Origin of the sequence: Actinoplanes sp. NPDC051411 (genome assembly GCF_040682075.1) — a bacterium.
Lineage (GTDB): Bacteria > Actinomycetota > Actinomycetes > Mycobacteriales > Micromonosporaceae > Actinoplanes.
Window position 1 is genome coordinate 32,571 of record NZ_JBFBAD010000020.1, and the last position, 22,079, is coordinate 54,649.

Genomic DNA, 22,079 nt, shown 5'->3' on the forward strand with positions numbered 1-22,079 from the left:
CCTAGCTCATCTCCTTAAGACCGGTGGGCAATGTGAACTGGATGTTCTCGGCGCCGACGCTGGATTCGCGGACCGAGACCGGGCCGAGCCCGGCGAGGCCGGCGACGACGTCGTCGACCAGGTGCGGCGGGGCGGACGCCCCGGCCGTGATGCCTACTTTTCGGGCGGACGCGAGCCACCCCAGATCGATGTCGCCGACGTCCTCGATCAGATGCGCCGCCACGCCGAGACGCGAAGCGACCTCGACCAGGCGCAGCGAGTTGGACGAGTTGGCCGAGCCGACGACCAGCACGAGATCGGTCTCCGCCGCGATCACCCGGACCGCCTGCTGCCGGTTGGTCGTGGCATAACAGATGTCCTCACGTCGCGGCGCGTGCAGGGCCGGGAAGCGCGACCGCAGCACCCCGGCGATCTCCTCGGCCTCGTCGACCGCCAGCGTGGTCTGCATGGCGTAGGCGACCCGGCCCGGATCGGGGGCGGTGACCCAGGCCGCCGCGGCCACGTCCTCGACCACGACGACCCGCGCGGGGGCCTCGCCGACCGTGCCGACGACTTCCTCGTGGTCGCCGTGCCCGATGAGGAACACCGTCTCGCCGCGCCCCGCGTACCGCTTCACCTCGGTGTGCACCTTGGCGACGAGCGGACAGGTGGCGTCGATGACGTCGAGCTCGCGTTCCTGGGCGGCGGCCCGCACGGCCGGGGCGACACCGTGGGCGGCCAGCACCACGGTCGACCCCGCGGGCACGTCCTCGACCTCCTCGACGAAGACCGCGCCGAGGTCGCTCAGCCGCCGGACCACGTGCGCGTTGTGCACGATCTGCCGCCGGACATAGACCGGCGCGCCCCGGGTCTGCAGGGCCCGCTCGACCACTTCGACGGCTCTTTCCACACCCGCGCAGAACGACCTGGGTGCGGCCAGAACAACCTCGCGAGGTCCGATCGCCTCGGCCCACTGCCGCAGCGCCGGCGCCGCGTGCCGCAGCGTTTTCAGAGCCCGTACGCCGCGGCGCAAAGTGCCCGGCGACCACAACCCGGCGCCCTCGGTGTCGGTGATGACGCGTACCGCGGCGAAGGGGCGGTCTCCGGCCCGGGAGCGGAGCCGTTCCGTCTCCATCTCGACCGCGAGCGCCCCGGTGGCGGCCAGTGTCGCCCGTTGCGCCCCGGTCACCAGGTGGTCGCTGGTGTGGATGGGTCCGACGTGGACGGTCAGGCCGAGCCGCCGCAGCGCCCCGGCGAGCATCGGCGCGCTCGGATCGGGCGCCACCACGACGTCGCCGGGCCGGACCGACGGGTCGAGCCCGCCCGCCACCCCGGCGACCAGAAACCCGTCGCCGGCCGGCAGCCGCGTCCGCCGCCCCATGCCGAGCCGGACCGCCCCGGGCACGGCCCAGCGCTCGACCGCGAGCGGCGCCCCGATGACCCCGGTCATGCCCGGCCCTCCGCCAACCCGGCCCCTGCCGAACGCCGCCCCGCAGCGCCGGCGTCCGCAGCGCCGCCGTCCGCGGCACGGCCCTCCACAGCGCCGCCGTCCACAGCGCGGCCCTCCCCCGCACCGGCCTCTCCGCGACGAGACGCGACGTAGCGACCCAGCGCCGTGATCGGGAAGACGATTCGGTAGAGGTGGTAGTTGATGTAGAAGTCGCCCGGGAAGCCGGTGCCCGTGAACAGCGGCTCGTCCCACGATCCGTCCTCCTGCTGGGCCGACACCAGCCAGGCCACGCCCCGCTCGACCGCCTCGTCGGCCCCGCCCGCGGCCAGCAGCGCGAGCAGTGCCCACGCCGTCTGCGAGGCGGTGGTCTCCCCTCGCCCGATCCACGCCGGATCCCGGTAGGAGCGCAGGTCCTCGCCCCAGCCGCCGTCGGCGTTCTGGTGGTCGAGCAGCCATCGCACCGCGCGCCGGATCGGCGGCGAGCCCGGATGGACGCCGCCCGCGATGAGCGCCGGCACGACCGCGCCGGTGCCGTAGACGTGGTTGGCGCCCCAGCGGCCGAACCACGAGCCGTCGGCTTCCTGGTGTTTGAGCAGCCAGAGCAGGCCGCGCCGAGCCGGCCGCGAGGAGGCCTGCCCGACCGCGGCCAGCATCTCCACGACGTGGGCGGTGACGTCGGCCGAGGGCGGGTCGATGACCGCCCCGAAGTCGCAGAACGGCAGCCGGGTCGGCATCAGCCCGGTGTTGTCGGCGTCGAACGCGCCCCAGCCGCCGTCCCTGCTCTGCATGCCGACCGTCCAGGCGACGCCCCGGTCGACCGCGGCGCGCAGGCGGGCCGGGTCCTCGAACGAGACCCGCCGCAGCCCGAGCACGATCTCGGCGGTGTCGTCGGTGTCGGGGTAGAAGTCGTTGGCGAACTCGAACGCCCAGCCGCCCGGGGCGAGCCGGGGCCGCTGGACGGCCCAGTCGCCCTTGACCGTGATCTCCTCGCCGAGGAGCCATTCGGTGGCCTTGCGCAGGGCCGGGTCGTCGGCCGGTACCCCCGCGTCCAGCATCGCGATCAGGGCCAGCCCGGTGTCCCAGACCGGGGACTGGCACGCCTCGAGCCGCCGGATCACACCGTCCGGGGTGGACTCGCGGATGAGGAAGCCCTCCAGCCCGGCGAAGCCCTTGACCATGGCCGGGTGGTCGTCCGGATAGCCGAGCAGGTGCAGGGCGAGCAGCGAATAGACCCACGGGGGCTGGATGCCGCCCCAGCCGCCGTCGTCCTCCTGCCGGTCCAGGATCCACTCGGCGGCCTTGTCCATCGCTCGACGGCGCAGGCCCCGGTGGGCGCGGCCGGCGTAGAAGTGCAGGCCCTTGTCGAGGCGCTGGAAGGCGCCCTTCCAGGTCCAGACCGGGGCGGTCGCCACCGGCGGGAGCCCGGCCCGGAGCTCGTCGACCCCGAACGGCAGCGGCCGCACCGGGCGGAACGCGTTCACCACGGTCAGCGGTACCACGGTCTGCCGGGCCCAGCACGCCCAGTCGTAGACGTTGAGCGGGAACCACTTCGGCAGGAAGATCAGCTCGGGCGGCATGTCGGGCAGGTCGTCCCACGACCACAGGCCGAACAGCGCGAGCCAGATCCGGGTGAAGACCCGGGTGCTCTCCAGTCCGCCGTGCGTGACCACCCACTTCTGCGCCGACCGCATGTGCGGGGCATCGACCGCGTCACCGGCCAGCCGCAGCGCGACCCACGCCTCGACCGTGGTCGACAGCTCGGGCGGGCCGCCCTCGAACGAGGCCCACGTGCCGTCGTCCCGTTGCTGGGACCGGATCCAGCGGGCCGCCTCCTCGGTCTCCTGGTCCTTGCGGATGCCGAGGAACTCGCGGAGCAGGAGGTCTTCGGCGTCCATGGTGACGTTGGTGGCCAGCTCGCCCTTCCACCAGCCGGCCTCGTCCTGCAGTCCGCGCAGGTAGCGAACCGCGTCGTCGAGGGCCGCCGCAGGGGTAGTCACTCAGACCTCCCGGTCGACGATGAACTTGCCGAGAGCAACAAGCTCCGAGCGAACGGAGTCGGGCAGGTCGACCGAGGCCAGCGCCGCCTCGCCGAGCGCCATCCGGCGGCCCGCCTCGTCGAGGGCCCACCGCCGGCCGCCCGCGCGCTCGATGGCACCGGCCCGCTTCTCGAGGTCGGCCGGGTCGATCAGCGCGATCGACGGATCGCGGTCGAGGGCGTAGCTGATCGGCAGCGACTTCTTGTCGGCCCGCAGGTCGGAGAAGACCGGCTTGCCGGTCACGGCCGGGTCACCCCAGATGCCGAGTACGTCGTCGACCAGCTGGAAGGCGAGCCCGAGCTGGTTGCCGTACGTCTCCAGCGCCGCCACCGTCTCGGCCGGCGCCCCGGCCAGCACCGCGCCGATGGCCGCGCTCGCCGCCATCAGGGCGCCCGTCTTGCCGGCCGCCATGTCCAGGCACTCCTCGACCGTGACACTCGCCCGCTGTTCGAAGGCCAGGTCCTCGACCTGGCCCCGGATCAGCTCGCGAGTCGCCTTGGCCAGCAGCAGCGCGGCCGGCGCGCCGGTCGGCAGTCCACAGTCGAGCAGCACCTCCTGGGCCAGCCCGAGCAGCGCGTCCCCGGAGAGGATCGCGCTGGAGCTGCCCCACACCACCCAGACCGTGGTGCGGTGCCGCCGCTCCCGGTCGTGGTCCATCAGGTCGTCGTGCAGGAGCGAGAAGTTGTGCACCAGCTCGACGGCGACCGCCCCGGGCAGGCCGATCTCCTCCGGTCCGCCGGCGGCCTGGGCCGAGAGCAGCGCGAGCGCCGGGCGTACGGCCTTGCCCCCGCCCCGGTCCGGGCGCCCTTGGGCGTCGACCCAGCCGAAGTGGTAGGCCGCCTGCAGCCGGGTGGTCGGATCGAGTCGGTCGAGGGCCGCCCGCATCGCCGGGGTGATGGCGTCACGGCTGCGGTGAAGGCTCTCCAGCATCGTCGTCATAGCGCGGCTCCGTCGAAAGTAGATTTCGAACTGAGGACGTCCAGGGCTCCGGCCGCGGCCGTCTCGCCGCTGCGCACCGCGCCCTCCATGGTCGCGGGCCACCCGGTGGCGGTCCACGCGCCGGCCAGCCAGAGGCCGGGGTGCGCGGTGGCGGCGCTCGGGCGCAGCCGGGCGGTGCCGGGGGCGGCCCGGAAGGTCGCGTGCCGTTCCCGGGTGACGAAAAAATCACGGACGCCGGCGCCGCGGGCGGCCGGGAGCAGCGCCTCGAGGGCGGGCAGCAGCCGGGCCCGCAACTCGGCGACCGGCACGTCGATGAGGTCGTCGGCCGCCGACAGCGACACCGCGATGTACTGCCCGTCGGTCAGGCCGGACTGCTGGGTCCGGTCGAAGACCCACTGCAGGGGCGAGTCGATGGCGGCCACGAACGGCTCGTCGAGCACCTTGCGGTCGTAGACGACGTGCAGGTTGACGATCGGCGAGGTGCCCAGGCCGTCCGGGACCACGCCCGCCGGCAGGATGCGGGACGCGACGTCGGGCGGGACGGCGGAGATCACGTTGTCGAAGGGACGGCCCTCGATGCGCCAGTCGCCGTCCCCCCGGCGTACGGAAGAAACCTTGACCGACGTCAGAACCTCGACCCCGGCGTCGGAGAGGGCCCGTCGCCCGGCCGTGCCGTGCAGTTCGCCCAGCGGAACCACCGACCAGCCGATGTCGGCCGCCGAGGCCCGGGTCAGCAGGCCGGTCTGGAAGACCTTGGCGGCCAGGGCGAGCGAGGCGTCGCCGGCGGTCGCGTTGAGCGTCGCGATGCCGACCAGGTCCCACATCGTGTCGATGGCCCGCCGGCTCTGACCGTGGGCCGTCAGCCAGTCGCCGAAGCTCTGGTCGTCGGTGACCGGCACGTCGAGCCGCACCCGGCGCAGGGCCAGCGCGGCGGTGATGAAACGCAGCCGCTCGGCCACGCTCAGCGGGGTGTAGGCGAACAGCGAACGGGCCAGGTGGGCCGGCGCGGGCAGGGCGTCGCGGCGCAGCCACACCCGGTCCTGGCCCGGCGAGACGATCGGGATCGCCAGTCGGGGCTGCACGGTCACGCCGGCGCGGACCCCGAGGCGGTCGATCAGGGCGAGGTAGGACGTGCAACATCGGAGAAAGACGTGCTGGCCGTTGTCCACGTCGAGGTCGCCGCGCTTGAACGAGTGGGTCAGGCCGCCGAGCCGCGGCCGGCTCTCGAAGAGGGTGACCCGGGCGCCGCCGTCGGCGCAGCGCAGCGCGGCGGTGATGCCGGCCAGCCCACCGCCGATGACCGCGACGCTGGAGGTCACGAGGCCCTCCCGGTCAGCGACTTGAGGGCCACGCCGGCCTTTTCCCGGCCGGAGAGCGAAAGCCGCTGGGTGAAGACCAGGCCCGGCTCGGCGTCGATGCGGTTGAGCAACTGGCGGTAGATGCCGGACATGGCCAGGCAGGACGCCTTGCTGCGCCAGTCGAGCAGCGGGGCCAGCCGCAGTCCGTCGCGGTACCAGCCGCGGGCCCGCTCGGCGCTGAAGTGGATGAGCGCGCTGAGCCCGCCGTCCCGGTCGATCAGCGCTTGTTCGGAGTCCAGCCCGAGTTCGACGCCGAACCGGTCGAGGTCGTCCTGCGGCAGGTAGACCCGGCCGTTGATCAGGTCCTCGCGGATGTCCCGCAGGATGTTGGTCTGCTGCAGCGCGATGCCCAGCTGGTCGGCATAGAGCGCGGCCCGCGGGTGCGGCCTGCTGCCGAACACGCCCAGGCACAGGCGCCCGACCGCGCCGGCCACGCACCGGCAGTAGCTCTCCAGCTCCTCGAAGGTCGTGTAGCGGCGGCCGGTCACGTCCATCTCGACGCCGTCGATGAGCTCGTCGAACGCGCCGAGCGGGATCGGGTAGCGCCGGGCCGCGTCGGCCACCGCGACGAGCACGGGGTCGGTGCTGGAGTCGAGCGCGGCCAGTTCGGTGCGGAGCCCGGCCAGCGCGGTCACCTTCTCGCCGGCCGGCAGGTCGCCGTCGCCGATGTCGTCCATGCGCCGGGCCAGCGCGTAGACCGCGCAGAGCACGGCCCGCTTGTCCGGCGGGAGCAGCCGGATGCCGTAGTAGAAGTTCTTCGCCTCGCTCTTGGTGATCTCCTCGGTGGCGGCGTACGCCTCGGCCAGAGTCGTGGTCGTCATCAGGCCACCTTCACGATGAGATGCCGCAGCACGCCGGTCTTGCGTGGGCGCGGGGTGCGGGCGAGCACGTCGTAGTCGGCCCGGCGGAGCGCGTCGACGGTGGCCAGGCCGCCGGCCAGGAAGCCACCGACGGCCAGGCGGGCCCAGCCGCTCAGGTCGCGGACCAGCGGGGTGCCCTGGCGGAAGAGTTCGGCCGCGCGGTCGGTCATCTCCGCCAGCAACCGCCGCAGGGCGACCGGGGTGGTGGTGCCGTCGAGGTCCTCCGGAGTCACCCCGAAACGAGCCATGTCGTCGGCCGGCAGATAGATCCGGCCGGCGCGCCGGTCCTCGGCCACGTCCTGCCAGTGCTCGACCAGTTGGAGACCGGTGCAGATGGCATCCGACCAGGCGATCCGCGCGTCGGAGCTGACATCGAAAACCCTCAGGACGATGCGGCCGACCGGGTCGGCCGAGAGGCGGCAGTACGCGCGGAGGTCGTCGAAACTCTGATAGGCCGTGACCCGCTGATCCTGGCGGTTGGCCTCGATCAGGTCATGGAACGGTTCCGCCGGGAGGTTCAGCGCGTGGACGGTGGCGGCGAGCCGGGAGTCCGACGGGTCGCCGCCGGACCAGATCAGGTCGAGGTCCTTCTCGAAGGCGTCCAGGTTGGCCAACCGGTCGCCTGTGGACTCATCGCCCAGGTCGTCGACCGTGCGGGCAAATCCGTACACCGCCGTCAGGTGGTCGCGAAATCGGCGCGGCAGAATGCGCAGGGCGACCGGAAAGTTCTCTGTGCGTAGTTTGTCCTCCAAGGTCACCGGCTGAACAGTGACGACCGTCCCTTTCGCCATGCCTTGATGCTGCTCCCACGAGGGGACAATGATCTGCGCAGGCAGAGGTGGTTATTGCGCGGGACTTTGTCACGTACGAACAAAACCTCGTCGGGTAGGTGCAGAATGCGGTCATTTGAATCCGTCGACGGCGAAGATCAACCGTTCGGCTGGCTGACGCGGAGCCCGCAGCTCGATGCGTACCTGGATCGCATCGGACGCGAGCCGAGACTCCACGCGATGCTGCCGCTGCTGCTCGAACGGTTACCGGACATGCTGGACGAGGTCCGCGTCATGCTGACCACCGGCTGGCCGGACTACGCCGAGTTCCTCGCCGAGGAGCAGGCCGAGGTCACCGGCGCGGCCGAGGCGTTCATGCTCTGGCTGATCGACACGGTGGAGCATGCGGACGGCTCGGCCGCCGAATTCGGCTTAGCCCGCCCGCGGCAGGGCCCGGTCGGCAACCAGCTCGAGCTGTTCCAGGAGATCGGCCGGGTGCAGTGGCGCGAGGGCCGGGAGGTCTCGACGCTGCTCTCGGCCTATCAGGTCGGCGCCCGGGTGGCCTGGCGATACGTCTCCGGCGCCGCCCTGCAGGCCGAGGTCGCGCCGGACACGCTGGCCGCGCTGGCCGAGGGCGTGTTCGCGTTCGTCGACCAGCTCTCCTCGGCGTCCGCCCACGGCTATGTCATGGAGCAGTCGCAGAGCGTGGCCGAGCGGGAGCTGCTCCGCGACGAGCTGGTCGAACTGCTGCTGTCTGACCGGTCCAACAGCGAGGCCGTGCGGGCGGCCGCGGCCCGGGCCGGCTGGACCGTGCCCCGCGAGGCCGCGGTCATCCTGCTCTCGGTCAACAACTCGATGGGCCACGAGGTGCTCAACCGGCTCGACAGCTCCTGCCTGCTGATCCGGCGGCGCACACTGCTCGGCGCGATCGCCCCCGACCCGGTCCGCCCCGGGCGCCGGCAGCGGCTCAAGACCCTGCTCGCCGGCACCGCCGCGGTCGTCGGCCACCCGGTGCCGCTCGAGCAGCTGCCGGTCAGCGTGCAGTTCGCCGAGCTGACCGCGCGGCTGCGGGCGTCCGGCATCCTCACCGACGACGTCGTCTTCGTCGAGGATCATCTCGACGCGCTGATCGTGCACCGCGACGCCAAGCTGCTCGACGCGCTGCGCGAGCAGGCCCTGGCGCCGCTCGCCGCGTTCACGGCGACCCAGCGGGAACGCCTCAGCGAGACCCTCGGCGCCTGGCTGCGGCACATGGGCGACCGGCAGGCGGTCGCCGCCGAGCTGCACATCCACCCGCAGACCGTGCGCTACCGGATGACCCAGCTGCACGACGCGTTCGGCCCGGCGCTCGACGATCCGGCCACCCGGACCCGGTTGACGCTGGCGCTGGCCTGGGGCACCGCGGCCGACCCGAACTGCAAGCCGCGCGTCGAATCAGACGACGCCGCGCGTCTCCACCACCGGCGCCGGCGGGTGAGCTGAGGTGGCCGCCGTGAGCTCGCCGAAGACCACCTTCATGGCGTCCCCCAGCGGCGCCGCGTCGGGAATCAGCGCCGGGTCGGTGGCCACCCCGACCGACAGCATGCCGTCCCAGCCCAGCGCGCCGACCGCGATCGGCACCCGCGGGGCCAGCGGCAGGATCGGATAGACCCCGGCCAGCGGCGGGCCGGCCAGGCTGAGCGGCACGTCCGGGCCGGGCATGTTGGAGACGATGGCCTGGAACATCGCGCCGCCGTAGACCGTACGGGCGAACCACGCGTGCCCGGGCACCGGCAGGATCGCGCCGACCGCGCGCATCGCGAAGTTGGCGGCCAGCGTGCGCGTACCGGTGTAAAGCCCCCGGCTTCGCCGGGTGATCTCGGCCAGCCGGGCCACCTCGCCGTTCTCGACCGGCCCCAGCGGCACCTCGGTCATCACCGCCGCGGTCAGATTGCCCTCGGCCGCCGCGTCCGGCGCGCGCACCATCAGCGGCACCGAGACCCGCAGGAGACCCCGCGGTGCCGACGGCACGGCCGTCGAAAGGGCGCCGGCCACGACGGTCAGCAGGACATCGCTCACCCGGGCGCCGTGGCGCCGGGCGATTTCCCGTACGCCGTCCAGCGGCAGATCGACCGTCGTGAACCCGCGCGCCGGAGCGTTGCCGGTGGGCAGCTTCAACTTCGGGAAGCCGTCGGTCGCCAGCTGGGCCAGCCCGACCGCGGTGGCGGCCGCCCGCTTGAGCGGTCCCGGCATCCGCTGGGCCGGGATGCGCGGCGTGTAGCGCGGCTCGAGCATGTTGAGCGCCTGGGCGACCGTGCCGACCCCGTCGGCGATCACGTGATGGACGACCAGGATGCCGGCCGCGCGGTCGGCCTCGACGCCGGTCGCCGCCACGAACCGCCACATCGGACGGTCGCGGGGCAGCGGCTCCGCGGCCAGCTCGGCGACCAGCTCGTGCAGCGCGGCGAAGCCGCCCGGTGAGCCGTCGGGACGCGTCAGGTCGCGCTCCGGCACGTGCCAGTTCCAGTCGAGGTCGGCCGCCTCGACCCACACCGGCCGGCGCCACCGGCCGCGGAACCGCAGCCGCTGCCGGAACCGTGGCAGCTCGTCGAGGTGGGCGCGGACCGTGGCGGCGAGCGCGTCGCGGGTGAACGGGACCGCCGAGGTGTCGACCACGGCCAGGCCGCCGACGTGCTGCGGAGCCTGGTCGTTCTCGACGTGGAGGAAGAACGCGTCCGGGGCCTTGACCTCGTTTTTCACTCGTCGTCTCGCCATCAGGAAACCCAGCCAGACGACGACGGCGCCACCGGCGGCGTCGAGCAGGAAGTGGTTCGCGGTCGCCATGATCACGAAGAGTGTCACGCCGACGTGGACCAGCGAAACCGCCTGGACCGTACGCGTGTGCTTCAGCTCGGCCAGCACCACGCTGACCCAGAGCGCCCAGGCCACGTGCAACGACGGCATCGCGGCCAGCTGGTTGGCGTGGGTGACCAGCGGCGAACCCCACGACCCCCAGGTGTGCCCCTCCCGGACCGTGTCGATGAAGTGGGTGCCGGCGAGCAGGCGGGGCGGGGCGACCGGATAGAGCCAGAACGTGGCGATGCCGAGCACGTTGAGCACCACGAACGAGTTGCGCATCTCGCGGTAGCGGTCGGGCCGCCGCGCGTAGAGCCAGACCAGCATGATCCCGGCCGCGACGACGTAGGTGATCGCGTACTCGTAGTTGGCGAGCGTCCGCAGGAAGTCGTGCGGCGCGAGCCATCGGTTGAGGCCCGGCTCGATGTCGAGGTGGAGCCGCCGCTCAAGATCGAAGAGGTCGCGGCCGTGCCGGTCGGCGGCCCGCTGGCGCGCCGGACCGTGCATCATCTGCACCAGGCTGTAGAGCCCGAAGACCAGCAGCCCGATGAGAAGCTCTCGAGCTATCCGCCGCCTGGACTCCCCCAAGGTCACAGACGACTTCTAACATTTATCGCCCTCGACGGCGAGCGTTATGCGTGTCACTACTTTGTGTTTGACCGCCGCTTGCTTGGTCAGACCGCCGCGCGTAGCCGCAGAGTGACTCCCGGCATGCGGCGCAGCGCCCGCGCGCCCCAGGCCGCGCAGACCACGATCGTCAGGGCCGTGAGCAGGCCGCTGAACAGACCGCGGGAGAGCAGCCCGGCGTCGACACCCCAGTGCAGCAGGCCCAGGCTCATCCCGGCGTCGAGCACGCGCGAGACGCCCCAGAGAATCGCCACCTGAGTGAACATGCGGCGTACGCCCTGGTGGTGAAAAAGATGCGCCGGCAGGGTGACGAAGTCGCGCGCCAGCCGGATCGTGACCGGGCGGCCGACCGCCGCGCTGCCCAGGAACAGCAGCGCCATCAGCGCCGAACCGAAGACCGGCTGCAGCACATAGACCAGCGCGCTCGAGAGCACCAGGGCCAGCGCGGCCCGGCCGCACAGCATGCCCGCGCACAGCAGCAGCGTGCCCGGAAGATGCTGGCCGAACAGCCGGCGAACACCCAGCGTGAGCGCACACCAGCCGATCACCGCGACCAGCCCCCAGGCCAGGCCGGCCGTGTGGAGCAATACGTAAAGTAACAGCGTGGGGACGGTGACGGTCTCGACGAACATGCGGGCGCCCCGGATCAACTGCGGCCGCAGGCGGCCGAGTTCGATCACGATCTCCTGCACATGGCCGTGATTCGTCTCTGGCAGTTCGTTCGTCTCTTGCTGGTCTGTAGTCATCCCAAGTCCGGTTTCGACGACGGTTCTGCTCTCTGTCCCCCATAACGTTCCGTAGGCTCCAACGGTTCAGACGCGCTCCGGGTTTCGCCCACCGCGTCCGGCTTGCGCACGGTGGGTGATCGCGATAGGGCGACGACGCCGACGATCAGCAGCGCACCCGACCCGGCCAGCGCGGCCAGCGCGCCGGGGCTCGACGGCGGCGTCACCCGGAACGCCAGCACCCCCAGCAGATAGCTCGCCAGCGGATTGGTGATAGTCATCGCGGCCACCGCGGCGGAGAGCGAACCGGTCGCGAAGGCACCCTGCTCCAGGACGAGCCCGACGAGCGTGGAGACGGCGAGACTGTAGCCGGGCCAGTCGAGCGCGGTGGCGAGCACCCCTCGGTGCAGCAGGTCATCGGTGGTCAGCTTCATCAGCACCGCGCTCATCGCGAAGCAGAGCCCGGCACCGACCGACACCAGCGTGGCGTGCAGCAGCTGGGTGCGGCCGGCGGCGGCCCGCACGAGCAGGCCCACCAGGGCGGCCGCGCACAGCCCGGCCAGGATGACCCGGCCCCGGTTCGCCTCGCCGGACGCCGGCGCGACCTCGCGGACCAGCAGGAACGTGGCGACACCGCCGCTGATCAGCACGACGCCGAGCCACTCGACGAACACCGGCCAGCGGCGGGCCCAGGCGGTCGACAGCGGCATCGCGAACAGCAGCTGGGTGACGAGCAGCGGCTGGACGAGAGCGACCGAACCGGCGTGCAGAGCGGCCGCCTGCACCACGAAACCGAACAGGTTGGTGAACCAGCCGGCCAGCCAGAGCGGGTGCCGGACGAGCCGCCTGATCAGCGCGACCAGCGGGCGAAGAACCGACTTTCCGGCCAAATCGTCCACTGTGTTGGTAGCCTTCGCCGTACGCCGGGCCACGTGCTGCTGCAGCGACGCGGAAGCGGCGAACAAGAACCCGGCCAACAGGCCGAGCGCCACGGCTAGATACAAACAGACCCCCTCAGCCGAACCTGGCGCCCAGGCGGCGGTAAAGACCCGGCAGCGCCCCGCGCACGGCGACCGGCAGACGCAACCAGCCCGGCGCGTACGCCTCGGCGCTCCCCCGCTGAATCATGCCCACAACGCGATCGGCCACACGCGCCGCCGGGATCGGGCGCGGACTCCTCCGGTCGTACGCCCGGCCGCGGCGCTCGAAGAACGCGGTCTCGACCACACCCGGCACGACGACGCCGACCCGCACGTCCCGGCCGTACATCTCGAAGCGCAAGCTTTCGGCGAAGCTGTCCAACCCGGCCTTGGTCGCCGAATAGACCGCCTCGCCGGCGACACCCATCCGCCCGGCAATCGAGGTGACGAAGATCAGGCTGCCCTGATTCATGGTGGGCAGCAGCGAGCGGGTGAGCTCGATCGGCGCGGTCAGGTTGACCGCGACCAGCTCGTCGATGGCCGCGGACGGCATCTGCTCGAACGGGCCCGCCCAGCCCACCCCGGCGTTGGCCACCACGACGTCGACCCGTCCCGCGATCCGGAGAGCGGCCTCGGCCAGGCCCGTCCCGGCGCCCGGCCGGGCCAGATCGGCGATCAGCGGAGTGGCGTCGAGCTCGTTCAGCGCGTCCTCGTCGCGACCGTGGGCCAGCACGCGGGCACCCCGGGCGGCCAGCCGCCGCGCGACCTCCCGCCCGATGCCCGACGAAGCGCCGGTCACCAGCGCGACGCTGCCCTCGATCCGCACCCGGACACTCTAGGCCGCCACGCGGGTGATGCGGGCCATGCGCTCCGGCGTCGGCCAGTTGACGTCGTAGGCCCAGCCCAGCTTCTCGAAGATCCAGATCAGCCGGGCCGAGATGTCGATCTGGCCGGGGCGTACGCCGTGGCGGGCCTGTTTCGGGTCGGCGTGATGCAGGTTGTGCCAGGCCTCACCCATGCTCAGGATCGCCAGCGGCCAGAAGTTGGCCGACTTGTCGCGGGCCGTGAACGGCCGGTCGCCGATCATGTGGCAGACCGAGTTGACCGACCAGGTGACGTGGTGCAGGAACGCTATCCGCACCAGGCCGGCCCAGAAGAACGCGGTCAGCGCGCCCGCCCACGACCAGGTGATCAGGCCGCCCATCAGGGCCGGCGCGAGCAGCGTGACGATGGTCAGCGGCCCGAACAGCCGGTGCACCAGCCGCAGGTCCCGGTCGGCGAGCAGGTCGGGGACGAACCGTTCCTGGTCGGTGAGGTCACGGTCGAGGATCCAGCCGAGGTGGGCGTGCCAGAAGCCGCGGGCGAGGGCGGCCGGCGAGGTGCCGAACAGCCACGGCGAATGCGGGTCGCCCTCCTTGTCGGCGAAGGCGTGATGCCGGCGGTGATCGGCGACCCAGTGCAGGATCGGCCCCTGCACGGCCAGGCTGCCGGCGACCGCGAGCCCGAGGCGCAGCCCGCGTTTCGCCTTGTAGGAGCCGTGGGTGAAGTACCGGTGGTAACCGGCCGTGGTGCCGAGGCAGGTGAGCGTGTACCAGCCGGCCGCCAGCAGCAGGTCGACCCAGCTGACGCCCCAGCCCCAGACCAGCGGCACGGCGGCCAGCAGGGCGAGGAACGGCACGATGACGAACACGTAGACGGTGACGTGGGCGGGCAGGGGGCGGCGCCCGGCCAGGATGTTCCGGGCCTGGCGCGGAAACGTCGGATACACAGCGTGACCGTACGAGTTCGAGACGGCTCCCCGCTGAATTTCCGCCGGTCAACAGCTCAACAGGTGGTCTCCAGCGCGTACGCCCTTGTTCGCCGCCCGGCATCAACTACATCGGCTGTGCTTCCGCGTCGGTCGGCGATGTCACCGCGTACCTGAAGTCGATCGGTCAGTGACCGATCATCCTGGCTGCTCATAGCATTCCCAGGCGATCCCATCGGGATCGCGGAAATTGACCACCCCCGGTTCCCGGACGCCCTCGGTGCGCACGCCCGAACCGCGCAGCACCGAGACCAGGCGGTCGAGCTCGGCCCGGGTGCGCACGCCGAGCGAGAGGTGGTCGAGGCCGATGCGGCGCTCGGTGAACCGGTCCTCGGACGAGGTGCCCGGCAGCGGCGGATGCAGCACCAGACGGGTGTAGGGCCCGAGCCGGAACCGCAGCTTCTCCCCCGGAAAGTCCTGGTCGGCGGCGAGGCCGAGCACGCCGGCATAGAACGAGCGCGATCGTTCCAGGTCACTGACCCGGAGCGTGATGTGATGAACCCCGTCGATCTCGATGCCCACGGGACGCATGGTAGGGCTATAGCCGGTCGGCGTCGCGTTGGTTCACTCCTTCGCGCTTTCGCGGGTTCGTTGGTCTTTCGGTCTTTCGCGCATTGTCAAGAGGGCTGGCCCGGTGCATTTGCGCCGGGCCAGCCCGGTGTTTCCCGGCCGCCCTTCTTTCTAGCGTCGAACGCATGTTGAAAAAGCTGGCCCTCGCGCTCGGACTCCTCCTCGGCTTCTACCTGATCGCGCGCGCGATCATCGAGCCGTTCCTCATCGACATGCACGACCCGTCGACCTACCACCTCGACTGGGGCGGCCCGCACCTGGCCGGCGTCCTGGCCGTCCACTGCCTGCCGGGCGTCGTCTCGGCCGTGCTGATCGCCCGCTGGTTCCGCCGACGCCGATTGTCAACGAGTCATTGACATTCGGCCCGCGCTTAGGTCTTCTCAGCACGTGACCGACGACGCCCTCGAATCGCTGCGCGACATCCCGGCCGCGCGGGCCCGGCTCGAGTCGGCCGAACTCGACCTGATCGACCGGGCGCGGCGCTCCGGTGCCACCTGGGCCGACATCGCGTCGGCCCTCGGGCTCGCCAGCCGGCAGGCCGCCGAGCAGCGCCGCCTGCGGCTGGCCACGTCGGTCGCCCGGCTGCGTCAACAATCCCTTGACGACAGCCTTTCCGCCTCGATCGCCGCCCTCCGCACGGCCGCCGTGGAACTGGACCGCCGCATCGGCGCCGACCGCCGCTGGGACAACCGCTTCCCTCGGGCCACGCTGGTCCGCATGACCCTGACCGCAGCCCTCACAGCCCCGCCCGGTGGCCTGTTCTCCCTGGTGAGAGACGTTTCGGACGACCTCGCCGGGTGCGCGGTCACCTTTCCCCGGCCGACCCAGGCCGCCGTCGACCAGCTCCTCACCGCTCTGGAGGCCGCCACCCCCACGGGTTGACAGAGCAGCACTCAACTCCCGAGGATGTGAGTCTCATCGGCTCAACCCTTGGGGAGGCGCGACGTGCGCCGAAACGCGGCCCTCTTCGTCCTGATCTCGCTGCTCGACGGCTTCGGCAGCACCGCCATGGGCATCTCGGCCGGCCTGTGGCTGCTCGACCTGACCCACTCGGTCCCACTGGCCGCCCTGGCCGGCATCTGCACCTACGCCCCGGTCTTCCTCGGCCCGTGGATCGGCGCCGCCGTCGACCACCTCCCCCGGCGCCCGCTGATGGTCACCGCCGAGGCCGCGACAGCCGCGCTGCTGCTCACCCTCCTGGCCGTCCACTCCGCGGGCACAGCCTGGCTGGTCTTCGCGATCCTCCTGGCCCGCGGCCTCCTCGCCGCCCTGGTCGACGCCGGCGAAACCGCCATCCTCCCGTCCGCCCTGCCCCCGGCCGTCCTGGGCACCGTCAACGGCTGGCGCTCGAGCGCCCTCGAAGGCACCAAGCTCGTGGCCCCGCTGGCAGGCGCCGGCCTGTACGCCTGGCGCGGCCCCACCCCGGTGGTCCTCCTGTGCGCCGCGATCCCCCTGGTCACCGCCTTTTGCTACACCCTCCTCGACCTCCACCCGCCCGGCTCCCGCCCGGACCCGGCCGCGCAACAGCCAGCCCCCGCCGCCGGCCGGACGGCCTCCGAGCCGCCGACCGCAGCCGCCATCGCGCCACAGCCGCGAGGACGAACAGCCCGGCACGTGCCTACGGCGGCCAGCAGCCACACGCCCACCGAGCCGCCCGGCACCCCGGTGGTCGGTGTCCCGACGGCAGGCGGCGCCGCGTCGCCGGGGGCGGCCGATGGCGCTGGGCCCGGCGCGCGGGGCGGGCTCTGGGCCGGGGTGGCGCTGATCTTTCGGCTGCCGGCGGTTCGGGTCCCTGTGCTGGTGGCGGCCGTGGCGATCGCGATGTCCGGCCTGACCAACGCGGCCGTGCTCGCCCACATCGTCGACGACCTGCACCTTCCCTCCGCGCGGCTCGGCATCGTGACCAGTGCGCAGGGCGCGGGTTCGATCCTCAGTGGACTGCTGGCCGGCCGGCTCCTGAAGCGGCTGGGGCCGACGCGGGTGGCCGTGATCGGTGCCGCCCTGTTCGGCGTGGGGCGTCTGGCCTGGGCGCTGCCGTGGTTTCCGCCCGCGGTCGCCGGAAGCGTCGTGATCGGGCTCGGGCTGCCCTGGACGCTGATCGCCGGGATCACCGCCATCCAGACCGAGACCCCCGACCACCTGCTGGGGCGGGCGGCCGGCAGCTCCAACACAGTCATGTTCGGCCCGGTCGCTCTGGCGCTCCCGCTCGGCTCGGCCCTGGTCCACCTGGGCGCACTCACCCCGACCCTGATCGCTGCCGGCCTGTCCTTCGCGGCGGCCCTCTTCGGCATTCGGGCCCGTCGGCTGCGGACCCGAACGCCGCTGAGCCAGGACGCGAACAGCCGCGACGATCAGCTAATCGGCACCCGGTCACCGTGACCCGCGGGCGGAACGCCGCACCCGGACCAGCCCGCCGGGCCGCCCCTGGCCCACGGTCTCCAAGCCGAAGCCGTGCCCCAACGAGATCAGCCGCCGCCCACGGTCAACGGCCCGCCAAGCCAACATGGTGCCCCGGCGGGAGGCCGCGACCGGCCAGACCCCCAAACTCGTGATCCCCCAAACCGGTCACCGCGACCAGGCCCGGCGCCACATCCGAACCAGGCTGGCGCTCCGCCCACAATCCGCACCCCAAGCCGACCGTCGCGACTCCGGCGGGAAACCGCATCCCACCCAAACCGGCCGGACAGCCAAGATTCACGATCCGCCACACCCGATGCCTTGACCCGTCCGGACCCGGGGGCAGGCCATCCACAGCTCCGTGACACCGGCCAGGACGCCGGCGATCCGCAGTCTCCGAGCCGGTCGCTGTGCTGCCGCCGGACACCACGGCTTGGCCACGTAAGCCGACGGTTCTCCTGCGGACGGCTAGGAGCAAGTTGCTGGGACTGGGCGGGCGAGATCGGCGGCCGGGGCGTCGGCGGGTGTGGGGGCTCGGCGCAGCAGGAGGGCGGCCAGGGTGGTGGCTGCCGCTATGAACGTGGCCGCGGTCAGGAAGGCTCGGCTGTAACCCGCGGAGGCGGCCACCGTTGCCAGGACGGCCAGGCCCAGTGCGCCGCCGGCCTGCTGGGCGGTGTTTCCCAGGCCGGAGACCAGACCGGACTCGGAGGGTGCCGCGCCGGCCATGGACAGCATGATGACGGCCGGGATGGCTACGCCGACGCCCAGGCCCATGATGATCAGCGGTGGGAACATGTCGGTCCAGTAGGAGGGGGCGGACGGCATCCGGGCGAGGAGCAGCAGGCCGAGCAGCATCGCCGACAGGCCCGCCAAGAGGACTCGGAGTGGGCCGAAACGGGCGGTGAGCCGGGCGGCCAGGAACAGGGACATCAGGCCGATCACCAGCGGGGTCGGGAGGAAGGCTGAACCGGTTCCCAGGGCGTCGTAGCCCATTATTCGCTGGACGAAAAGCGCGTTCAGGAACTGGAAGCCCATGCCGGCGGCGAACAGCAGCATCATTACGGCGTTGGCGCGCAGCAGCCACGAGCGGCCGAGCAGGGCGAGGGGGACGAGAGGGCTCACCGCGTACCGCTGGCGTACGAGGAACCCGCCGATGAGCAGGACCGAAGTGCCCGCCGCGACCATCGCGAAGCGTGTCTCGACGATGGCCAGGACGCCGAGTGACAGGCCGGCCGTGATCAGGGTGGCGCCCGGGAAGTCGAGGCCTCGCGAAGAGACAACCGGCCGGGAAATGGGCAGCAGGCGGCGTCCGAAAAGGAAGACCGCGATGCCGATCGGAACGTTGATGAGGAAGATCGCGGGCCAGCCGAAGGCGTCGGTCAGAATGCCGCCGGCGACGAATCCGATGGCCGAGCCGCCGGCTTGCGTGAAGCTGTAGATGCCGAGTGCGCGGGCCTGCCCGGCCGGCGACGGGTAAAGCCGCACGATCAGGCCGAGAATGACCGCCGACGCCAAGGCTCCGCCGGTGCCTTGCAGGAATCGTCCCGCGATCAGCCAGAACGGGGAGTCGGCGAGCCCGCACAGCAGGCTGGAGCCGGTGAACACCGCCAGCCCGAACAGGAAGACGCGGCGCGGGCCGATCAGATCGCCCAGGCGCCCGGCCAGCAGAAGCAGGCCGGCGAAGGCCACCAGATAGGCGTTGATCACCCAGGCGACGCCGGCCGGTGAGAAGCCGAGATCGCGCTGAATCGACGGGATCGCGACCGCCACGATCGTGCTGTCCAGCACGATCATCAGCGCCATCGCGCACAGCACGGCCAGGGTGGAACCACGGTGAGGGCTCATGGCCCGACCGTAGCAGATAATCCACTAACAGACGATCTGCTAGTCACCTACCGCGGGCGCGGCGGATCGGTTGCGGGCCCGGGTCGCGCGCGGTGCTGGCGAGCTCGCCCAGGGCCAGAACGAAGGACGATTTGTCGGAGATGGCGGAGAGGGCGTCGGCGTGCACCCGGTCGACGATCCGCTGCCCCTCCTCGGCGGCGTGCCGGCCCTTGTCGGTCACGGCGATGATCCGGGCCCGCCGGTCGGTCGCCGACGGTCGCCGCTCGGCCAAGCCGAGACGCTCCAGGTCGTCCACCGTGCTGACCATGGTGGTCTTGTCGAGGTCAGCGAGGGCCGCCAGCTGAATCTGCGTGCGCTCCTCCTCGAGGGCGTGCACCAGAACACATTGCATCCGCGGCGTGAGATCGACTTCGGCCAGGGCGGCGGCCAGCCGGTTGGACAACACATGGCCGGCCAGGTTGAGGAGGCCGGTGAGGTCACGCTCGGTGCGTTCGGGGGCAGGCATGAAAACATCCTAGCCTCGGATCATCCGTTACCGGATGATCCGAGGCCGGAACGGTCGGCGGACACGCCCCGTGCCGGTCCGCCGACCGGGTCTCAGACCAAAGCCCAGGTCGGTGCGGACGGCGTCACCAGAAGGGGCATGCGGGCTTCGGACGGCGTACGGTCGCCCTTGCGGTTATTGCAGCGACCGCAAGCGGCGACGGTGTTCGCCCACTCGTTGCCGCCGCCCCGCGAACGCGGCAGCACATGGTCGATCGTCGAGGCCGCGCCACCGCAGTAGCCGCACCGGCGGCGGTCACGCACCAGCACACCCGCCCGCGACCAGGCCGGGCCCCGGCTGTGCCGCCAGCGGGTCACGACATAGCTGACCAGCCGCACGACCGTCGGCATCGGATAGACGCCGATCCGGGCGTCCGGCTCCGCCTCGTGCACCACCGCCACCTGGCGGAACAGCATCCGGATCGCGTGCCGGAGGCTGACCCGGTGCAGCGGCCCGCAGTCGGCGTTCAAGACGAGAACCGCGCTCATCGTGGCTCACCTCCTCAAACAAAAAGCCGCCCGATCCCAGGCAGGAACGGACGGCCGGCGGCGGGCTACCTCACCCGCGTCGGCTGCCCCACCCGGGCTCGCGACTCATTCCGTCTCCTCCCCGGACGAGGACAGCCCTCGCCGGTGACACCACGGTAGGAGCGGCCTCCACCTCGGACAACCGAATATTGATCACAACGTGGATCTTGGCCGGGGCGGCCGGGGCGCTCGGAGCCGGGCGCTCGGAGCCGGGGTGGCCCGAGCCGCCGGAGCCCGGAGCGGACTGCGCGAAGCGCGGCCCGAGCGGCCGGAGACCCGGGCAGCCCGAGCCCGGGAGCGCCAGAGCGTGGGAGCGGCACGCGTCTCGGCGGCACAGAGCCAGTGCGGGCGGTCAGCAGCTTCGCTGGCGCTTCAAGGACATAGATCACAGTCGGTCACTGTGAGCTGCATGTTCGAGTAGATCGACTGTCGTTATAGGCGGATTGACAGTCGTTTGGGGTCGACGGTGACCCATAGGATCTGGCGGTTTGACCGGTTCGGAGCGCGGCGCGCGAGGGGGAAGCGATGGCACGTCAGGAGCGTCCGGTCGATCCGGCTGACGGTCCGCTGCAGGCACTGGCGCATGAGCTGCGGAAGCTTCGGGTCGAGGCGGGCAACCCGACTTACCGGACGCTGGCCCGGCGCACCGGATATAGCGCGTCGACGCTCTCCGAGGCGGCGAACGGCAAGCGGAAGCCGACGCTCGACGTGCTGCTGGCCTATGTGGGCGCGCTGAACGGCGACCCGGACAAATGGCGCGAACGCTGGGAGGCCCTCGGCGGTGGCACGGGTGCCACCACGCCGAATCCAGCCGAGCCAGAAGAGCAAGCGGCGTCGGAAGAGCGGGCTGCGGCAAGAGAGACGGCCGCGCCATACGGGCGAGCCGAGCCAAGAGAGCCGGCCACGGCAGGAGAACGAGCCGCCGTCAGAGAGCCGGCCGCGCCACCTGGACGAGCCGAGCCAGATGCGGCCGCCGCAAGAGGGCCGGCCGCGTCAGAGGAGCAGGCTGAACCGCAGAACAACAAGCCGCCGCGAGAGGGGCCGGCCGCATCAACAAAACCGGCCGCGGCGGACGGACTGGGTGTCGGGCGGCGCGGGTGGTCATGGCGGTCGACCCGCACGACGACGGTGGGCGGTCTCGCCGTTGTGATTGCGCTCGCCCTCACCGCGGGCGCCATGCAGTGGAAACGCGGCGACGAACCACCCGCCCCGCCGAGCGCCCACACCGGCTGTCCGGCCACGGCGAAGAACGCCGTCTTCTATGCCCGGACCTACGGCAGCGGCACCACGATCCGCCGGGGCCCGGCCCGGGTCGAGCACCCGCTCGCCACCGTGCCCGCCGGGTGCACGATCGGCCTGACCGGCTTCTGTGCCGGGGAGCCGATCATCGATTCGACGGCGTACACCCCGGACGTCCGCTGGTTCATGGTCGCCGGCGGGGGTGTGCTGGCGTCGGCCACCGTGCACGGCAATCCGCCGCCCGGCATGCCGCTGAGCCGTTGTTCCGGGGACCGGCCGCTCCCGACGGCGATCACGCTCCACATGACGAAGGGCACGCTCACCGCCGCGGGCCGGAACGTGGAGGTCGTCGGGTACGCCGCCTACTACGACGGTTCCTGGCACCAGATCGGCCTGACCGGCCCGGGTGACGGTGACTTCGCGACCGGCTGGCGACCGGTCAAGGGCACGGTGGCCGCCGCGGCCTGCCTCGGCGGGGAGGGCTCGATCGGGGTGACGGATCTGCGGGCGTACCCGGCCGGCGGCGAAAGCCGCCTCGCGCAGGCTCAGCGGAAAGCCGCCGGCGAGGTCGCCTGTCTCTATCCCACGGCCAAATGATCAGCCGCCGGCTTCCCGGTCGCTGCCGTACGCGTAGAACCCCGTTGCCGCCCT

Annotated in this window: 20 protein-coding genes; 5 read left to right on the plus strand and 15 right to left on the minus strand. The window is 71.9% G+C overall.

Translation table 11 applies throughout. The features are described from left to right. Window position 1: 1 nt before the first annotated feature. From ispH to hpnC, 6 genes are read right to left on the minus strand one after another with little or no spacing between them, the layout of a single operon-like run. Window positions 2–1,429 carry a 4-hydroxy-3-methylbut-2-enyl diphosphate reductase gene (ispH, locus tag AB0M88_RS13680; RefSeq protein WP_364100366.1) on the minus strand — a complete coding sequence of 476 codons (1,428 nt, stop codon included), beginning with the start codon at window positions 1,427–1,429 and terminating at the stop codon, window positions 2–4. Beyond that, window positions 1,426–3,426: a squalene--hopene cyclase gene (shc, locus tag AB0M88_RS13685; RefSeq protein WP_364100369.1), complete on the minus strand. Its 2,001-nt coding sequence runs from the start codon at window positions 3,424–3,426 to the stop codon at window positions 1,426–1,428. The genes ispH and shc overlap by 4 nt, the downstream gene beginning before the upstream one ends. Beyond that, on the minus strand, window positions 3,427–4,404 hold the full coding sequence (locus AB0M88_RS13690; protein WP_364100372.1) for a polyprenyl synthetase family protein: 978 nt from the start codon (window positions 4,402–4,404) through the stop codon (window positions 3,427–3,429). It abuts the gene before it with no gap. Next, window positions 4,401–5,723, minus strand: coding sequence for a hydroxysqualene dehydroxylase HpnE (gene hpnE / locus AB0M88_RS13695; protein WP_364100374.1), 1,323 nt, complete (start codon window positions 5,721–5,723; stop codon window positions 4,401–4,403). The genes AB0M88_RS13690 and hpnE overlap by 4 nt, the downstream gene beginning before the upstream one ends. Continuing rightward, window positions 5,720–6,583 (minus strand): presqualene diphosphate synthase HpnD, encoded by an 864-nt coding sequence (gene hpnD, locus AB0M88_RS13700; protein ID WP_364100377.1) that lies wholly within the window; start codon window positions 6,581–6,583, stop codon window positions 5,720–5,722. Before hpnD ends, hpnE begins: the two co-directional genes overlap by 4 nt. Next, window positions 6,583–7,413, minus strand: a complete 831-nt coding sequence (hpnC, locus tag AB0M88_RS13705; RefSeq protein WP_364100380.1) for a squalene synthase HpnC — start codon at window positions 7,411–7,413, stop codon at window positions 6,583–6,585. The genes hpnD and hpnC overlap by 1 nt, the downstream gene beginning before the upstream one ends. Before the next feature lie 105 nt (window positions 7,414–7,518). On the opposite strand from hpnC, the gene AB0M88_RS13710 reads away from it, so the two are divergent. Beyond that, window positions 7,519–8,874, plus strand: coding sequence for a helix-turn-helix domain-containing protein (locus AB0M88_RS13710; RefSeq protein ID WP_364100383.1), 1,356 nt, complete (start codon window positions 7,519–7,521; stop codon window positions 8,872–8,874). On the opposite strand, the gene AB0M88_RS13715 is transcribed toward AB0M88_RS13710, so the two are convergent. From AB0M88_RS13715 to AB0M88_RS13740, 6 genes are all read right to left on the minus strand, one after another. Beyond that, window positions 8,827–10,821, minus strand: coding sequence for a phosphatase PAP2 family protein (locus tag AB0M88_RS13715; RefSeq protein ID WP_364100386.1), 1,995 nt, complete (start codon window positions 10,819–10,821; stop codon window positions 8,827–8,829). The genes AB0M88_RS13710 and AB0M88_RS13715 overlap by 48 nt on opposite strands. Window positions 10,822–10,901: 80 nt before the next feature. Further along, window positions 10,902–11,546 carry a hypothetical protein gene (locus AB0M88_RS13720; RefSeq protein ID WP_364100388.1) on the minus strand — a complete coding sequence of 215 codons (645 nt, stop codon included), beginning with the start codon at window positions 11,544–11,546 and terminating at the stop codon, window positions 10,902–10,904. Window positions 11,547–11,596: 50 nt separating this feature from the next. After that, window positions 11,597–12,571 (minus strand): DMT family transporter, encoded by a 975-nt coding sequence (locus AB0M88_RS13725; protein ID WP_364100391.1) that lies wholly within the window; start codon window positions 12,569–12,571, stop codon window positions 11,597–11,599. A gap of 22 nt (window positions 12,572–12,593) precedes the next feature. Next, window positions 12,594–13,325 carry an SDR family NAD(P)-dependent oxidoreductase gene (locus AB0M88_RS13730; protein WP_364100394.1) on the minus strand — a complete coding sequence of 244 codons (732 nt, stop codon included), beginning with the start codon at window positions 13,323–13,325 and terminating at the stop codon, window positions 12,594–12,596. Between the two features lie 9 nt (window positions 13,326–13,334). After that, window positions 13,335–14,234, minus strand: a complete 900-nt coding sequence (locus tag AB0M88_RS13735) for an acyl-CoA desaturase (RefSeq protein ID WP_364100550.1) — start codon at window positions 14,232–14,234, stop codon at window positions 13,335–13,337. 210 nt (window positions 14,235–14,444) lie between these two features. Continuing rightward, on the minus strand, window positions 14,445–14,828 hold the full coding sequence (locus tag AB0M88_RS13740; protein ID WP_364100397.1) for a VOC family protein: 384 nt from the start codon (window positions 14,826–14,828) through the stop codon (window positions 14,445–14,447). Window positions 14,829–15,001: 173 nt separating this feature from the next. Here AB0M88_RS13740 and AB0M88_RS13745 point away from each other — a divergent pair, with 173 nt between their 5' ends. The 3 genes from AB0M88_RS13745 to AB0M88_RS13755 all read left to right on the plus strand — a co-directional run bounded on the left by AB0M88_RS13745 (window position 15,002) and on the right by AB0M88_RS13755 (window position 17,255). Further along, window positions 15,002–15,232 (plus strand): hypothetical protein, encoded by a 231-nt coding sequence (locus AB0M88_RS13745; RefSeq protein WP_364100400.1) that lies wholly within the window; start codon window positions 15,002–15,004, stop codon window positions 15,230–15,232. Between the two features lie 31 nt (window positions 15,233–15,263). Continuing rightward, window positions 15,264–15,758 (plus strand): hypothetical protein, encoded by a 495-nt coding sequence (locus tag AB0M88_RS13750; protein WP_364100402.1) that lies wholly within the window; start codon window positions 15,264–15,266, stop codon window positions 15,756–15,758. A gap of 63 nt (window positions 15,759–15,821) precedes the next feature. Further along, window positions 15,822–17,255, plus strand: coding sequence for an MFS transporter (locus tag AB0M88_RS13755; RefSeq protein WP_364100405.1), 1,434 nt, complete (start codon window positions 15,822–15,824; stop codon window positions 17,253–17,255). Between the two features lie 486 nt (window positions 17,256–17,741). Here the strand turns inward: AB0M88_RS13755 and AB0M88_RS13760 are convergent, their stop codons facing one another. The 3 genes from AB0M88_RS13760 to AB0M88_RS13770 all read right to left on the minus strand — a co-directional run bounded on the left by AB0M88_RS13760 (window position 17,742) and on the right by AB0M88_RS13770 (window position 20,150). Beyond that, window positions 17,742–19,118 (minus strand): MFS transporter, encoded by a 1,377-nt coding sequence (locus AB0M88_RS13760; protein WP_364100407.1) that lies wholly within the window; start codon window positions 19,116–19,118, stop codon window positions 17,742–17,744. A gap of 43 nt (window positions 19,119–19,161) precedes the next feature. Then, the gene (locus AB0M88_RS13765; protein ID WP_364100410.1) at window positions 19,162–19,623 is read right to left on the minus strand and encodes a MarR family winged helix-turn-helix transcriptional regulator; all 462 of its coding nucleotides are present in this window, start codon (window positions 19,621–19,623) and stop codon (window positions 19,162–19,164) included. Between the two features lie 92 nt (window positions 19,624–19,715). Next, window positions 19,716–20,150, minus strand: a complete 435-nt coding sequence (locus tag AB0M88_RS13770) for an HNH endonuclease (protein ID WP_364100413.1) — start codon at window positions 20,148–20,150, stop codon at window positions 19,716–19,718. A gap of 564 nt (window positions 20,151–20,714) precedes the next feature. Here AB0M88_RS13770 and AB0M88_RS13775 point away from each other — a divergent pair. Then, window positions 20,715–22,025: a helix-turn-helix transcriptional regulator gene (locus AB0M88_RS13775; protein WP_364100415.1), complete on the plus strand. Its 1,311-nt coding sequence runs from the start codon at window positions 20,715–20,717 to the stop codon at window positions 22,023–22,025. Window positions 22,026–22,079: the final 54 nt, after the last annotated feature.

Bases quoted from the DNA above. Each gene is read 5' to 3' on its own strand.
- ispH (WP_364100366.1), bottom strand. From the start codon at position 1,429: ATGACCGGGGTCATCGGGGCGCCGCTCGCGGTCGAGCGCTGGGCCGTG.
- AB0M88_RS13690 (WP_364100372.1), bottom strand. From the start codon at position 4,404: ATGACGACGATGCTGGAGAGCCTTCACCGCAGCCGTGACGCCATCACC.
- hpnD (WP_364100377.1), bottom strand. From the start codon at position 6,583: ATGACGACCACGACTCTGGCCGAGGCGTACGCCGCCACCGAGGAGATC.
- hpnC (WP_364100380.1), bottom strand. From the start codon at position 7,413: ATGGCGAAAGGGACGGTCGTCACTGTTCAGCCGGTGACCTTGGAGGAC.
- AB0M88_RS13710 (WP_364100383.1), top strand. From the start codon at position 7,519: ATGCGGTCATTTGAATCCGTCGACGGCGAAGATCAACCGTTCGGCTGG.
- AB0M88_RS13745 (WP_364100400.1), top strand. From the start codon at position 15,002: ATGTTGAAAAAGCTGGCCCTCGCGCTCGGACTCCTCCTCGGCTTCTAC.
- AB0M88_RS13760 (WP_364100407.1), bottom strand. From the start codon at position 19,118: ATGAGCCCTCACCGTGGTTCCACCCTGGCCGTGCTGTGCGCGATGGCG.
- AB0M88_RS13765 (WP_364100410.1), bottom strand. From the start codon at position 19,623: ATGCCTGCCCCCGAACGCACCGAGCGTGACCTCACCGGCCTCCTCAAC.
- AB0M88_RS13770 (WP_364100413.1), bottom strand. From the start codon at position 20,150: ATGAGCGCGGTTCTCGTCTTGAACGCCGACTGCGGGCCGCTGCACCGG.
- AB0M88_RS13775 (WP_364100415.1), top strand. From the start codon at position 20,715: ATGGCACGTCAGGAGCGTCCGGTCGATCCGGCTGACGGTCCGCTGCAG.